Source organism: Acetobacter fabarum (assembly GCF_011516925.1).
In the GTDB taxonomy this organism is placed as follows: Bacteria; Pseudomonadota; Alphaproteobacteria; order Acetobacterales; family Acetobacteraceae; genus Acetobacter; species Acetobacter fabarum.
Genome location: NZ_WOTG01000002.1, coordinates 325,874 through 340,108, shown reverse-complemented (window position 1 = coordinate 340,108; position 14,235 = coordinate 325,874). Strand labels below are relative to the sequence as shown.

General features: G+C 55.1%; 8 protein-coding genes and 1 tRNA gene. 5 read left to right on the top strand and 4 right to left on the bottom strand.

The window, feature by feature from the left end; all coding sequences use genetic code 11:
• Window positions 1-16 precede the first annotated feature (16 nt).
• A complete protein-coding gene (locus GOB83_RS04560; protein ID WP_165925364.1) occupies window positions 17-2,164 on the top strand; it encodes a heavy metal translocating P-type ATPase in 2,148 nt (715 codons plus the stop codon).
• Window positions 2,165-2,362: 198 nt separating this feature from the next.
• Here the strand turns inward: GOB83_RS04560 and GOB83_RS04555 are convergent, their stop codons facing one another.
• The 4 genes from GOB83_RS04555 to GOB83_RS04540 form a co-directional block, all read right to left on the bottom strand.
• Window positions 2,363-3,904, bottom strand: coding sequence for an efflux transporter outer membrane subunit (locus GOB83_RS04555; RefSeq protein WP_095350223.1), 1,542 nt, complete (start codon window positions 3,902-3,904; stop codon window positions 2,363-2,365).
• Window positions 3,901-5,106, bottom strand: a complete 1,206-nt coding sequence (locus GOB83_RS04550; protein WP_086645567.1) for an efflux RND transporter periplasmic adaptor subunit — start codon at window positions 5,104-5,106, stop codon at window positions 3,901-3,903. Before GOB83_RS04550 ends, GOB83_RS04555 begins: the two co-directional genes overlap by 4 nt.
• On the bottom strand, window positions 5,106-8,297 hold the full coding sequence (locus GOB83_RS04545; RefSeq protein ID WP_086645568.1) for an efflux RND transporter permease subunit: 3,192 nt from the start codon (window positions 8,295-8,297) through the stop codon (window positions 5,106-5,108). The genes GOB83_RS04550 and GOB83_RS04545 overlap by 1 nt, the downstream gene beginning before the upstream one ends.
• A gap of 356 nt (window positions 8,298-8,653) precedes the next feature.
• A tRNA-Ser gene (locus GOB83_RS04540) sits at window positions 8,654-8,743 on the bottom strand.
• A gap of 508 nt (window positions 8,744-9,251) precedes the next feature.
• On the opposite strand from GOB83_RS04540, the gene GOB83_RS04535 reads away from it, so the two are divergent.
• The 4 genes from GOB83_RS04535 to GOB83_RS04520 all read left to right on the top strand — a co-directional run bounded on the left by GOB83_RS04535 (window position 9,252) and on the right by GOB83_RS04520 (window position 14,231).
• The gene (locus GOB83_RS04535) at window positions 9,252-10,382 is read left to right on the top strand and encodes a CDP-glycerol glycerophosphotransferase family protein (RefSeq protein ID WP_165925483.1); all 1,131 of its coding nucleotides are present in this window, start codon (window positions 9,252-9,254) and stop codon (window positions 10,380-10,382) included.
• Between the two features lie 78 nt (window positions 10,383-10,460).
• A complete protein-coding gene (locus tag GOB83_RS04530) occupies window positions 10,461-11,561 on the top strand; it encodes a glycosyltransferase (RefSeq protein WP_165925363.1) in 1,101 nt (366 codons plus the stop codon).
• Between the two features lie 96 nt (window positions 11,562-11,657).
• Complete coding sequence (locus GOB83_RS04525; RefSeq protein ID WP_165925362.1) at window positions 11,658-12,785, top strand: CDP-glycerol glycerophosphotransferase family protein; 1,128 nt, start codon at window positions 11,658-11,660, stop codon at window positions 12,783-12,785.
• Between the two features lie 123 nt (window positions 12,786-12,908).
• Window positions 12,909-14,231, top strand: coding sequence for a lipopolysaccharide biosynthesis protein (locus tag GOB83_RS04520; protein ID WP_264802527.1), 1,323 nt, complete (start codon window positions 12,909-12,911; stop codon window positions 14,229-14,231).
• The last annotated feature ends 4 nt before the right edge of the window (window positions 14,232-14,235 follow it).

The following is a 14,235-nucleotide window of genomic DNA, read 5'->3' as shown; positions in this document are numbered from 1 at the left end:
GGGACAGGAGGATAAAATGCCGGATACACATGAATGGCTCGTAACAGGGATGGACTGCCCATCCTGCGCTGCAAAAATAAAAGGAGCCGTAGCCCAGCTACCCGGTATTGAAGCGGTTGAAATATCTGTCATGTCCCGAAAACTCAGGGTTACGGCAACGGCGCATGCCACTCCCCCGGCAGATATTGAAAATCGGGTAAAAAGCCTTGGCTACGGTATTGAAGCCATTGCACAGGCAGGCAGCGCACCTAACCCGCACACTGGGGCTGACGAGCACACCACACAAACCGATGCCCCTTGGTACCGAACGGGAAAAGGGCATCTGGTTCTGCTCACCGCAACCTTGCTTGTGGTAGCATGGGGGCTGGCACTTCTGCTGCCAGCTTCCGGGAACTGGCCTTTTATTGTGGCGTGCCTTGCGGGCCTTATACCCATCGCCTTACGGGCTTTTGCCGCCATCCGTGCAGGGCAGCCTTTTTCCATTGAAGCACTGATGACCATTGCCGCAACTGGTGCGCTGTTTATTGGTGCGGCGCAGGAAGCGGCTCTGGTTGTCTTCCTGTTTGCCGTGGGCGAACTGCTTGAAGGCGTTGCCGTAAGCCATGCGCGCGATGGCATTCGGGCGTTAAGCACGCTGGTACCCAAAACGGCCCTACGCGAAAAAAACGACATGATGGAAGACGTCGCGGCAGCAGAGCTCGTACCCGGCGATGTTGTTATTGTGCGGCCGGGGGACCGTATTCCTGCCGATGGCAAAATTATTTCAGGCACCGGCGGTGTGGATGAAAGCCCCGTAACGGGTGAGAGCATGCCCGTAACGCGTGGGCCGGGCGACCCGGTATTTGCAGGGGCAATTAATAACGAAACAGCCCTGCGGGTACAGGTAACGCGCGCAGCAGCAGACAATACCATTGCCCGGATTATCCGGCTGGTTGAGCAGGCGGAAGATTCACGCGCACCAACACAGCGGTTTATTGACCGCTTCAGCCGTTGGTACATGCCCGCCATTGTGGGTCTGTCTGCGCTGGTTGTGGCTATCCCGCCCCTGTTTTTTGGGCAGGCGTGGTCGGTCTGGGTCTATCGTGGCCTGTCTCTGCTGCTTATTGGGTGCCCGTGCGCTCTGGTTATCTCGGTCCCAGCTGCCATTGCATCGGCTCTATGCGCTGGGGCACGGCATGGCCTGCTTATGAAGGGTGGTGCCGTTATTGAAGCCACGGCGGCGATCAAAACGGTTGCACTGGATAAAACAGGCACCCTGACCATGGGCCAGCCCGAGGTAACGGATATTCTCTGCCTGGATCAGCACTCCACGGCCGAAGTTCTTGCTCTTGCCGCAGCAGTGGAAAAAGCTTCCAACCACCCGCTGGCTCAGGCCATTGTACGCAAGGCGGCAGGCATGGCGCTGCCACCTGTGCAGGATAGCCGCGCTATTCCGGGCAAGGGTGTGTCTGCCGTGTTTGATGGGCAGATCATAACAATCGCCAGCCTCCGGCATGCAATGCAGGATGGCGCGTTGTCCAGCACCGCCGCAGCACAGGCCACTGCCATGGAAAGTGAGGGCAAAACGGTTGTTGTCCTTTACACCAGCACGGCTCTGGCACTGATCGGATTGCGGGATGAACCAAGGCAGGATGCGCAGGAAACAATACAGCAGCTCCGCAGCCTTGGGGTTACACCCCTTATCCTGACAGGGGATAACCAACGCACAGCCGCAGCCATTGCAGCCCTGCTGCATGTGGATTACGAAGCCGAACTGCTGCCGGAACAGAAACAGCAGACCATCCGCGAACTGGCAGCACATGGCCCGGTTATGATGGTGGGGGACGGTATTAACGATGCCCCTGCCCTTAAACAGGCAACCGTTGGTGTTGCCATAGGATCGGGAACAGATGTTGCGCTGGAAACTGCGGACGCCGCCATACTGCGTAACTGTATTACAGACATTCCGGCCCTTATTCGCCTTGCCCGCTCCACCATGGGCAACATCCGGCAGAATGTATCCATCGCACTCGGGCTGAAAGGAATTTTTCTGGTAACAACCATTATTGGCATGACGGGCCTGTGGCTTGCCATTATGGCCGATACCGGCGCCACTGTTCTTGTCACCCTGAACGCCCTGCGGCTTTTACGCACAAAACCCGCAGGGCTTGCGCAAAAAAGTTAAGAGAGCCTGCCCTTTGATGCTCTGGCAACAAAAGACAGCGGCAGAATAGGCATGAGAGCAAGGATCACCCACCTATACTCTCATGCCTGCGTATGCCCCCATCATGCGCTTTCATGACCAGACGCCACATAAACAGCCGCATGGTCATGGTTTCAAAAACTTATGAAAAATACTAATAAGTTTCAGAAAGAAAAGTCCTTAGTATTTATTAAGCTGCTGAAGCGTATCCGATGGTGTTTGCAGGCCTGAATACTGCATGACACCAAATGTCATCGTGGCATCTGGCGTAGGGAGGTCTTTCTGCCGCCAGCCCCCACCCAGAGCACGGATCAGCCCGACTGTGCTTTGCAAGGCGCGGGCCTGCACCTGCACCCGGTCAATCCGTGCATCCAGTGTGTTGACCTGAGCAATCAATGCATCAAGGTAATTGTCAGCACCACCTTTATACAAAGTCATGGTCAGGGTCTGGGCTTTTTCCGCCGTCCCTACCGCTTGGCCCAGACGCTCGGTTTCTGCCCGCAGTCGGTTGGTCATGGAAAACCCGTTCTCTACATCCGCAAAAGCGGAGAGCACGGTCATGCGGTAATGATCCAGCGTTTCACGGTAAACGGACCAGGAATGCTGCAACTGGGCACGGCGCAACCCGCCCTCAAACAGAGGCATGGAAACAGACGCCCCGTAAGACCACATGCTGTTGGCCAGATTAGCCAGGTTGAAGCCATTGGAATCAAACCCGCCATTGGCGCTAAAAAACACATGTGGATAAAACGCCGCACGGGCAATACCAATAGCCCGGTTTGCCTGTGCCATACGCCTTTCCGACGCGGCAATATCGGGCCTGCGTTCCAGCAGGTCAGACGGCAGACCCGCAGGAACATTAGGTTCTGCATTGCTCAGATCATCCACCGGCTGGATATGAAAGGTGGATGGCTGCTCATTGACCAGCACGGCAATACCGTGTTCCAGCACGTCCCGCTGGGCCTGCACGTCCAGCAGGCGGGCCTGTGTCATGTACAGCTGGTTCTGCGCGCGGGCGACATCAATACCGGTGGCATTCTGGTTATCCAGCCGTGTCTGGGTAACGTGTAACGCCTGCTGATAATAGGCAATGGACTGGGTATAAATGGCGTGCTGGGCATCCAGCCCCCGCAGGGCAAAATAATCCGTTGCCAGTTCCGCCTGCAAGCTGAGCCGTGCGGCGGCATAGTCTGCCGCCTGTTCCTGCGCATAGTATTTCTGCACCCTGACCCGGTTACGAATACCAGACCAGATATCCGGCTCCCAGCTTGCAAGGCCGGAATAGAACTCATCCGTTGCAGTAATCGGGCCTTTGTAGCGGAACAGCCTGTCTGCCGAGCTTTTATTGTCGCTTGAACCAAACGCCATGCCAAAATGCGGCAAAAGGTCGGAGCGCGCTTCCATAACAATAGCGCGGGATTGCGAAAAACGCTCCGCAGCAGCCTGAAGGTCAGCATTGTTGGCCAGTGCTTCCTGCTCAAGCCCGTTGAGCACGGTATCATCAAACAGGGTCCACCAGTCTGGTTTCAGCGCCACGGTGCTGGGGGCCGCATCCTTAAAAGGCCCCTGCCCGTGCCAGGAGGCCGGCACAACATAATGTGGCGGCGCATAACGGGGGGCCAGATCGCACGCACTCAGCGCACTCAGGGAGAGCAGCAGACCCGCCCGCGCCGCCAGAGTGCGTACAGGCAGAGGACGAAAATATGCAGATATATGTTTCATTCGTCATCATCCCCCTTTGTTTCCGCCGTTGCGTTGGGTGTGCTGAGGTAGCCCTGCTCCGGCTCCACGGGCCTGACCTTGCCCCCTTCCATCAGATCGGCGGGCGGGTTGTTGATAATCCGGTCATCGGGGGCAAGACCTGCACTGACCTCCGTATAGGCATCCGACATGCGCCCCACGGTTATGTTCTGGTAATGCGTAATCTGCTGCGCATTGACCGTGGCAACCTGCATACCGTGTTCCTGAAACACCAGTGCGCCAGTGGGAATGGTATAAACCCCCTTGCGGGCCGGAGCGGTCAGGGTGACGGAAGCAAAACTGCCCGGCCATAGTTTTTGTTCCGCATTGTCGATGGAAAACTCCGTAATGACCGTACGGGTATTGGGGTCAAAACCTTTAGCAATTGTCAGGAACTTTGCTTCGAACACGGCATTGGGGAACTGTGGAACGGACACCTTTGCCACCAGTCCGGGCTGGAGGATGGAGGAAAATGTTTCCGGCACGGATACAAACAGGCGCATGGCATGGGTGTCCGCCACGGTAAACAGCTCGCTGGCTGTGCCGTTTGCATTCATGCTGCCGCTCCCGGCCCCCACATAATCCCCCACGTTGATGTTACGCGCGATGACCACACCATCAAACGGTGCTTCAATGCTCTTGAAGTGGATCATGGCCTGATACTGGGCCACCTTGTGTTCAGCGGCTTCCAGCTCTGCCTTGGCGGACTGTTCATTGGCGTTCTGCACGGAAACAGACTGGCCAGATACAGCCTGCGACTGGCCCATGGACCGCCAGCGGGTGGCGGTTATGGCAGCAAGGCCGTATTTGGTCTGCGCTACCTTCAGGTCCGCCTGCGCCTGTGCGTATTCCGCATCCAGCCGGGGCGTATTGATTTCGGCCAGCAGATCACCCTTTTTAACGACTGCGCCGTAATCGCGGTACCACATTTTTACATAGCCAGAGACCTGCGCATACATGGGCGCTTCGTACCATGCGCTGATTGTACCCGGTAAGGACATGGTCACTGTTGGTGGTGCGGGGGTGGGCTTGACCAGCGCAACATCGGGCACCCGGTCATAGGCGGCGTCCTGCTGGATGCGCACGGTATTATGGGCGCGCTGGACCAGCAGATACGCAATATCCGCCATCATGACAGCCGCGAAGAAAATAATGACAATTCTGCCTTTGCTAGCAACAAACATCAGACAGTCTCCTGCTGGTTAGCGGCATCCGTGCTGGATGGCCGGGCCGGACGATGGTGGAAAATTGCATAAACACAGGGGACAAAAAGCAGGGTGGAAACCGTAGCCACCACCAGCCCGCCAATAACCGCCTTACCGAGTGGCGCATTCTGGGAATTACTGATGGCCATTGGCACCATGCCGATGATCATGGCCGAAGCTGTCATAATAACCGGGCGGATACGGCCAATACCGGCTTCAATTGCTGCGGTCGCGGCACTGCGGTGCATGGCAAAGCGCTCCTTGGCAAAGGACACGACCAGAATGGAATTGGCCGTGGCTGTTCCCATGCACATGATCGCACCTGTGAGCGCAGGCACGGAAAGGCGCGTATGGGTCAGGAACAGGCTCCACGCAATGCCCGCCAGAGCCCCCGGCAATGCCGAGATGATAATGAAAGGATCAATCCAGGACTGGAAGTTGATCACAATCAGCATATAAATCAGCAGGACCGACACAACGAGACCGGCAATAAGCTCCACATAAGCGCTATGCATGGTGGTGGCCTGCCCGCGGATGTCCACCGCCACACCGCGTGGCAGATCGCTTTGTGTTGCAGCGATTTCCTGCTTGACCTGACTTAGAACAGAGCCAAGGTCGGTAAACTCGGTGGAAACGTAAATATCTATATCAGGCATAGAGTTATAATGAGACACCTGCCCCGGCGTGCCGATGGGCGTGATGGTGCTGATGCTACCCAGCAACTGCATATCCTTGCCTTCGGGGTCGTTGTCCCCCTTATCCACCGGAATGGTCAGCAGGTTGTTGTAATGTGTAAGCTGGTCCTGGGAGACATAGACATTGAGCGGGAAGGTAATACCGGTTTTGGGGTCAAGCCAGTATTGTGGGTCGACTGTCTGACTGCCCGAGAGAGTCATGAGTTCGTTACTGGCAATATCCCCTTCGGTCATGCCCGTGGCCTGACCAAATGTGCGGTTCCCCTGCACAAACAGCGTTGGCGTGGCCATGGTCTGCTGGATTGTCGTATCCACCGCGCCGGGTATGTGCCGCAGGCGGTTCACCAGCAGGCGGGCATAGCGGTAGTTATCCCGGATATTCGGGCCTGATACCTGAATATCAACCGGGGCGGGGGAGCCAAAGTTAAGGATTTTTTCCGTCAGGTCCGCAGGCTGGAATGTAAAGACCGTGCCGGGAAAACTGGCCGAAAGCTCACGCCGCAGCAGAGCGCGCTCATCCCATACGGGGGAAAGCTCGTTCTTGAGCGTGATGCTCAGATCGCAATCCTGCGTGCCAATTGTGGGTGTTGGAATAAACGCCTGATTATGCGGACCTTCCGGCAGACCGCAGTTGTTGATCACCCCTTCCACCTGACCGGGCAGAAGCTGCTCGATACGGTCATCCACCAGACTGGCTATGCGCCCTGTGGTTTCAATCCGGGTACCAAGGGGCACGCGCATGTGCATCTGCAACGCACCGGATTTAACCTCGGGGAAGAAGTCCTGCCCCACCACCGCAAACAGGGCGAGGGAGAGAACAGACACACCCAAAAACACAGCCACAAACCTGTGACGCCGGGTTACCACACGTTCCAGCACCCGCCCGTAGCGGAGCTTGAAGGCATGGAAAGCATGTTCAAACCTGTTCTGGAACCGGCCAAAAACACCTTTGGGCAGGGCCTCATGTTCATCCCCATGCAAACCGGGATGCACCTGCCCTGCCAGCAGATATTTGGCCATGGTCGGCACCAGTGTGCGCGACAGGATAAACGATGCCAGCATGGCAAAAACAATGGCTTCGGCCATGGGCATGAACAGCCACCCTGCAACACCACTCAGGCGGAACAGCGGGGTCCACACAATGCAGATGCACAAGGTGGCAACCAGCGTGGGAATAACGATCTGGTTGGCAGCATCGATAATCGCTGTTTCCAGATCCTTGCCCATTTCCAGATGGGTATCGATATTCTCGATCATGACGGTCGCATCGTCCACCAGAATACCCACAGCCAGAGCAAGGCCACCCAGTGTCATCACGTTAATGGTCTGGCCAGCCCATAGCAGGCAGATAATGGCGGCCAGAATGCACAGGGGAATGGACGTGGCGATAATAATGGTGGAGCGCCACGAGCCAAGGAACAGCAGCACAACCAGGCCAGTCAGCACTGCGGCTGTCAGCATTTCGCGCACGACGTCCCGGATGGCGTCCTTCACAAAAACCGATGCATCACTCAGGACCGAAATATGCACATCCGGCGGCACAAGCTGCTGGATACGCGGCAACAGCTCCTTGGTTCTGGAAACGACATCCAGCGTTGAGGCATCACCACTTTTCATGACAATGACCTCAACACCCTGTTTGCCTTTTACCAGCACTAGGTTGGTCTGCGGGTGGCCGCCACGGTACACGTTGGCAACGTCATGCACATAAATGACCGAATTGCCTACGCGCTTGACGGGAATATCCCCCAGTTCCTGCATGGAGCGCGGGGTGGCGTTGGTCTGAACCATCCAGTCCGTGCGGTCTATTTTCTGATCCCCGGCGGGCAGAACAATGTTCTGCTTGCGCAGGGCGTTCTGCACGTCCATGGCGGAAAGATGGTGCGCCTGAAGCTGTGTCTGGTTGAGCGCAACCATAATAAAGCTGTCCATCCCCCCGTACGCCTGCGGCAGAACCGAGCCCGGCACGGTAACAAGAATGGGGCGGATGCGCGTCATTGCGATCTTGAACAGGTCTGAGGGGGTCTGCTTGTCCGATGTGACCTGCAAGGCCAGAACCGGCACTGAGGACGCATCCAGCCGCATGACCATGGGGGCGGGAATATTGTCTGGCAGCTGTTTGATAACAGTCTGGGAAATAGCCGTAACTTCGGCTTCCGCCTCACCAATATCCGTTCCGGGCTGGAAGTAGATATTGACGATACTGCGACCGTAATACGAACTGCTCTCCATGTGTTCTATGCCCTCCACGGTGGAGGTCACGGCCAGTTCGTAATTATAGGTTATGCGTCCGGCAAACTCCTCTGGCAGCATGCCGCCATATGTCCATACAACAGACACGACAGGCAGCTTGATGTTGGGAAACACGTCGGTTGGCGCACGCAGTACGGACATGACGCCAAATGCGAGAATGAGCAGAGAAAGGACCACAAAAGTATAGGGCCGTTTCAATGCGGTTATGACGATAGCATTCATGCGTTCCCAGTTCTCGATGGATTGTGGTTGGGATTGGCCTGAAGCTAGGAATTTTTTATTCAAAAATCTGTTAGAAAAAATTTTATTGATATAAAAACAAAATTAATATGTACGCATCACATTAAGCGGTAATAAAAATTATTTCCGGAATATGCATTATATATTCATACGTTTTCCTGTTTTATAAACATGAAAAACCACAACATATCAGGCAGAGCACAGCCCTATAGGAGGGTGATGGCACAGGCATCTGTTACGCTGCACCAATAGCGGCTCATGCCCGAACGGGTGCCAACTCAACAGCCGAAAGGAACAGGCTGTTTGATACCCAGCATATTTTTATAAGAATTAAGGAATGGCGGAGAGATAGGGATTCGAACCCTAGGTACGATTGCTCGCACAACGGTTTTCGAGACCGCCCCATTCGACCGCTCTGGCACCTCTCCGTGGGGATGCGTTATAGGTGCGCTGGCACAAATACGCAAGTGCTATCCGCAGGAACATGTACTGGCTTCCTGCACCATATCCCCAAGGCTTGTGGCCGAACCAGCCGCGCGCACCCCCCGCCGCCATTGGCCATATTATGGCTGCTCTGGCATACCCTGCGCGCAGGGTGGTCAAGATATGTGTCAAACATCCATATTAAGTGAGGGTTTATGTGTATGTTCAGGCCCTTACCGCATGTGTTTGCGTCTTGACGCTGTGCGCTATCTGGTGCAAGTCAGCGTGCACTATACATGTCCTTACCAAACGCTGAATAGAATTGAGGTGTATTTGTGGTAGCCGGGTTATGGTGCCCGCTTCCCAAGAGGAAAGAGCCGTAGCTTGACCTATGTGCCTGTGCAGCCATTTTTTTTCGATATGACAGACCAGCAGAAACACCTTCAGAGTCTGGGGCGCGGTCCTCATGGCGTGTCGGCACTACAGACACCGCCACAAAGCGCCCTTAAAACGCTGAAAGTGGTTTTCCTGCTGATTGCCCAGCCGCACCAGACGCTCCACTCGCTCCCCATCGCCTTTGAAATGGCAGCCCGCCACCCCAATGCGGAAGTGCATGTGGCCTGCCCGACCCAGAACCATCTGGATTACGCCCGCTCGCTCGGCCGGCTCTACCCGACGGCAAAGGTCATCTACGACCTGCTCCCCATTCCCGCATGGCTTGGCAGACTGGTCGAGCGTAATGGCCACGGCCCGCTCGAGCGGCTGGCTTCCCTGTTTTTCAGCCGCCATTACTTCAATCAGTTTCAGGCCATTGTGGTACCGGAGCGGACATCGCTCTACCTCAAGCGCATGGGCGTGACCAAACCCCTGTACATCTGGACCCGCCACGGTGCAGGCGACCGGGCCATCGGGTTTGCTGATGACATCAAGCAGTTCGACTTTGTGCTTCTTTCGGGCAAAAAAGTGGAACAGAGGCTGCTTGAACGGGGCCTTATAACCCCCGGCGAATACCACATGGGCACCTATGCCAAGTTCGACATTGTGGAGCGTCTGCACAAGCAGCAGGCCAGACTGTTTGATAACGACAAACCCGTTGTGTTGTACAACCCGCATTTTTCACGCGGGCTGACATCATGGTACCAGTTTGGCGAGACAATCCTGAACTACTTTGCCAATCAGGATCATTATAACCTGATCTGCGCACCGCATTACCGCCTGTTCAACGGCCACAAAAAACAGGCCGAAGCACTGGTCAAGCGCTTTGCCAAATACCCCAATATCTTGATCGATACCGGCAGCACCCGCAGCATAGACATGACCTACACCATGGCGGCGGACCTTTATCTGGGGGATGTCAGCAGTCAGGTTGCCGAGTTCCTGATCCGGCCCAGACCGTGCATTTTCCTCAATGCGCATCACGCGCACTGGCAGAACAACAAGGACTACCGGTTCTGGACACTGGGGCAGGTCATCGACACCCCCGATGAACTGGGCCACGCACTTTCCGTTGCCTTTACCCGTCAGGATGAGTTTGAAGGCAGGCAGCGCGCTTATGTTGCTGAAACCTTTGAACATCAGGACAAAAGCCCGACATCCCCCGGAGCGGCGGATGCCATCATGCGCTTTTTGCAAAAAAAGGTCTAAGTCCCTCCCTGCTCCTGCAAGCATGCCCAGCGTGCTTGTCCCTCGCCTATTGGTCTGATCCGTGCAAAAATCGCGCCGATGAAAATCGCATATATTATAAACTCCGTGGAAAGCGGTGGCGCGGCGCTACCCGTTCCGGCCATTACAAAGGTCATGCGGAACGCCGGGCACCATGTTGAGGTTTTTGCCCTGACCCGGCGCAACGGTCTGGCTATTGAACCGCTGGAAAATGCCGGGCTTACACTCCATATCCGCCCCGGCACACGCAAGGACCACCTCCCTGCCCTGCGCTGGCTGCACAAGCAAATGCGCGCCTATAAACCCGATGTTATCTGGACATCGCTCAGCCGGGCCACATTACTGGGGCAGATGGTTGGACAATGGCAACATATTCCCGTTGTAAGCTGGCAGCATTCCGCGCGCCTCAAACCCCTGAACGCAGCCCTGTTACGCCGCTTTAAAAACAGAAGCGCCCTGTGGGTGGCCGATTCCTCCTGTGTGGCAGAACAGACACGCCGCACACTGGGTGTTACACCCGACAGGCTTGTGGAATGGCCCATCTTCAGGGCGGACCCCGATGTTCCTACCGCATCCCCCTGGCAACCGGGCACGCCTGTACGCATTGGCACACTAGGGCGGCTGCACCCGGTCAAGGGGTATGACACGCTATGCGCGGCCGTTGCCCTGCTGCAAAACCGCCCTGACCTCCCCCCATTTGAAGTCCTGATCGGTGGTGAAGGGGAAGAACGCCCCCACCTTGAGGCACTGATTGCCAAAGGCCAGCTCCCCATACAGATCCTTGGCCATATTAAAGACCCATCGGTTTTTCTGTCCCGGCTGCACCTTTATGTCCAACCCTCCCTGTGGGAAGGTTTCTGCCTGGCCGCGCATGAGGCCATGCTGGCATCCCTGCCGGTTGTTGCCTCCAACGCGGGGGAAATCCCGTCTTCCATTACCCCGCAAACCGGCCGCATTGTGCCACCGCAGGATAGTGCGGCCCTTGCCAGTGCGCTGGAAGACCTGCTCAAACAGCCCCAGCATCTGGCAGATATGGGCCAACATGCCCGCGCTACAGTACTGGCCCGTTTTGGCGCGCAGCATTTTGACCGGATCGGCCGGGACATTCTGGCCCGCGTTGAGCAGATTGTGGCCCATAACATAAAAACCACAACGGCCTGATCCTGCCCTGAAGATTGCATTCTTATGCCATAAAACCCTGTCAATTTTAGAACCTGAAATTTCAGCACTTTGTAAATCTGACCAGAAAGACTAGTCGTGAAAATTGCCTTTATCTACATTGCCGAGCCATATCAGTGCTACCACACGGCAACCGTGGCGAGCGCGCTGGCGGCAATGCCGGGTAATCAGGTAACTGAGTATTACAGCTTCCCCGACACACCATTACATCTGCAACGCATCAGGCGTTCGCTCGATTTACCAGACCTGCCCCTTAAGCCCTTCCCCAAATCATGGAGGGCAAAGGCACTCAAGCGCGCCAGACGCCTTGATCAGGAACGTACCCTTGTTCTGAAAGAAAATGTTGACGAGCTGAATACGTATGATGCGGTCATTGCAACAGAGTATTCAGCCGGCATTTTAAAGCAGATGGGGCTGAATAAACCAAAGCTCATTCTACTCATGCATGGGGCCGCAGGACGTTACGTAAAAGACCAGAACCTGATAGACCAGTTTGACCTGACCTTACTGTCCGGCCCCAAGGAAGAAACTTTTTTCAAAAGCCATGGGCTGCTGCAAAACCATGCCAGCAAAATTATCGGCTATCCGAAGTTCGATGTTTTTGCCGCCATGCGCCACGAAAAGCCGATTCATTTTGCCAACGGCCACCCTTTTGCCCTTTACAACCCCCATTGCCAGCGATCCCTGACATCCGCCTCCAGATGGATGATGCCGCTTATCAAGGGATTTCGGGCACAACTGGACAAACCCGAGGGGTATAATCTGGTGGTGGCCCCCCATATCAAAATGTTTCACAAGGGGTTCGGTTTTAAGGCGCGCGCCTTAAAACGGCAGGAAGGGCCGGGTATTCTGGTTGATACCGGCTCACCTGCAATGCTGGACATGACATACACATCTCAGGCTGCTCTTTATATTGGGGATGTCAGTAGCCAGATTTACGAGTTCCTTGCCATTCCCCGCCCCTGCGTTTTTTTAAACCCCAACAAAATCGCATGGAAGAATGACCCGCACTTTGTATACTGGACCTTGGGCGACGTCGTAGAAAACCTGCACGACCTCATGCCCACCATAGCCAATGCGGCAAAGCGCCACGCCCTGTACCGCCCTGCGCAGGAAAAATTTTTCCAGGACGCCTTCTGCGCCCCCCTGCTTGGTGCTTCGCAACGTGGGGCCGAGGCCATCATGCATTATCTGGCCCCGACCTGAGCACACTTTGCCTGTGGGAACATTAAAGGCTGGCGGAATAATGGCTTTTATTGTCCATACGGAGCATGGCCGGGATCATTCCCAGACATCGGGGGTTCAGGTCATGGACAAATCCGCAAGTTTGTGTTCGACACCCTCATGGCCAGCGATAAATCACTCTTTAACAGCATATTCCGCAATGTAGGTTTTTTGACCGCAGGACGCATTGGCAATGCGCTTTGCAGTTTTATCTACATTTCCCTTGCCGTGCGTACTCTGGGGCTGGCGGACTTTGGCCTGCTCATTCTCATTCATTCCCTTGCTTCCGCCGCCTCCATGGTTTCACGCATGCAATCATGGCAGACGCTCATCCACTTTGGGAGCGAGGCATTCGCCCGCAAGGATATCCCCCTTATCAAGCAGGTTATCGGGTTTTCCATACGTCTGGACACGCTATCCGCTGCAATTGCCCTAAGTCTGGGCATTGTGCTGGTTCTGATTTATGGCACCCTCGCCAGCTGGCCCCAGCATATTATAACGCTAGCTCTGCTTTATGCTTTTTGCAGTCCGTTTATGTACACCGGGTGGTCCAATGGCATATTGCGCCTGTCTGGCAAATTCCACGTTGCCCCGATCATAGATTTTCTGTGCTCAACATTTCAGACATCCGCAACATTTGTTGGCTACAAGCTCCACTATACTCTGGGTTACTTCCTGCTGATCTGGGGGCTTACGCGGGTTATTGATTACGCTGGCTCTGTGTGCTTCGCACTTTCCTCCATTAAAATGAATATTTTTAAAATCTACGCGCATGCCTTCCACAATCGCAAATGGAAGCTGCCGGGAATGTGGGATTTCACACGCAATGTGACCCTGAACCAGACACTCGGCTCTGTTTCTGGGCAGATTGCAACGCTTATTATTGGTGGCCATCTTGGCCCGGCGGACGCGGCTATTTTCCGGGTATCGCGGCAGATTGCCGATGGCATAGCCACGCCGGCACAACTGCTGACCCCGGTGCTTTACCCGGAACTGATTAAAATGCGGGATCAGAACAACTGGCGCGGCTTAAAAAAGCTGACCTTCATCATGTTTTCAGCTCTATTTCTGCTGTCTTCCGCGCTTATTGTTCTTTCATTTTTTTCCGGCGGGAAAATATTTTCCTTTATGTTTCATGAAACAATTGAAAACTCATCCCTGTATATTTCCATGATGCTGGTTGCCACTGCCTGCAACCTGCTGCTTGTACCGCTAGACCCGTTATTGACTGTTATGAACCGCGTGCGCTTTTTAACCCTTAACCGCACCGTTATTACGGTACTGTATTTTCCGGTTTTATACATTTTTACCAGCCAGATGGGACTTTACGGTGCCTGCATTGCCACCGTACTGTCCAGCGCCGGGGTTCTGCTCTCCCGCTTTGTGGGGATATGGCTTTTCAAGAATGATTTGAGACACAGGGGGTAACCCG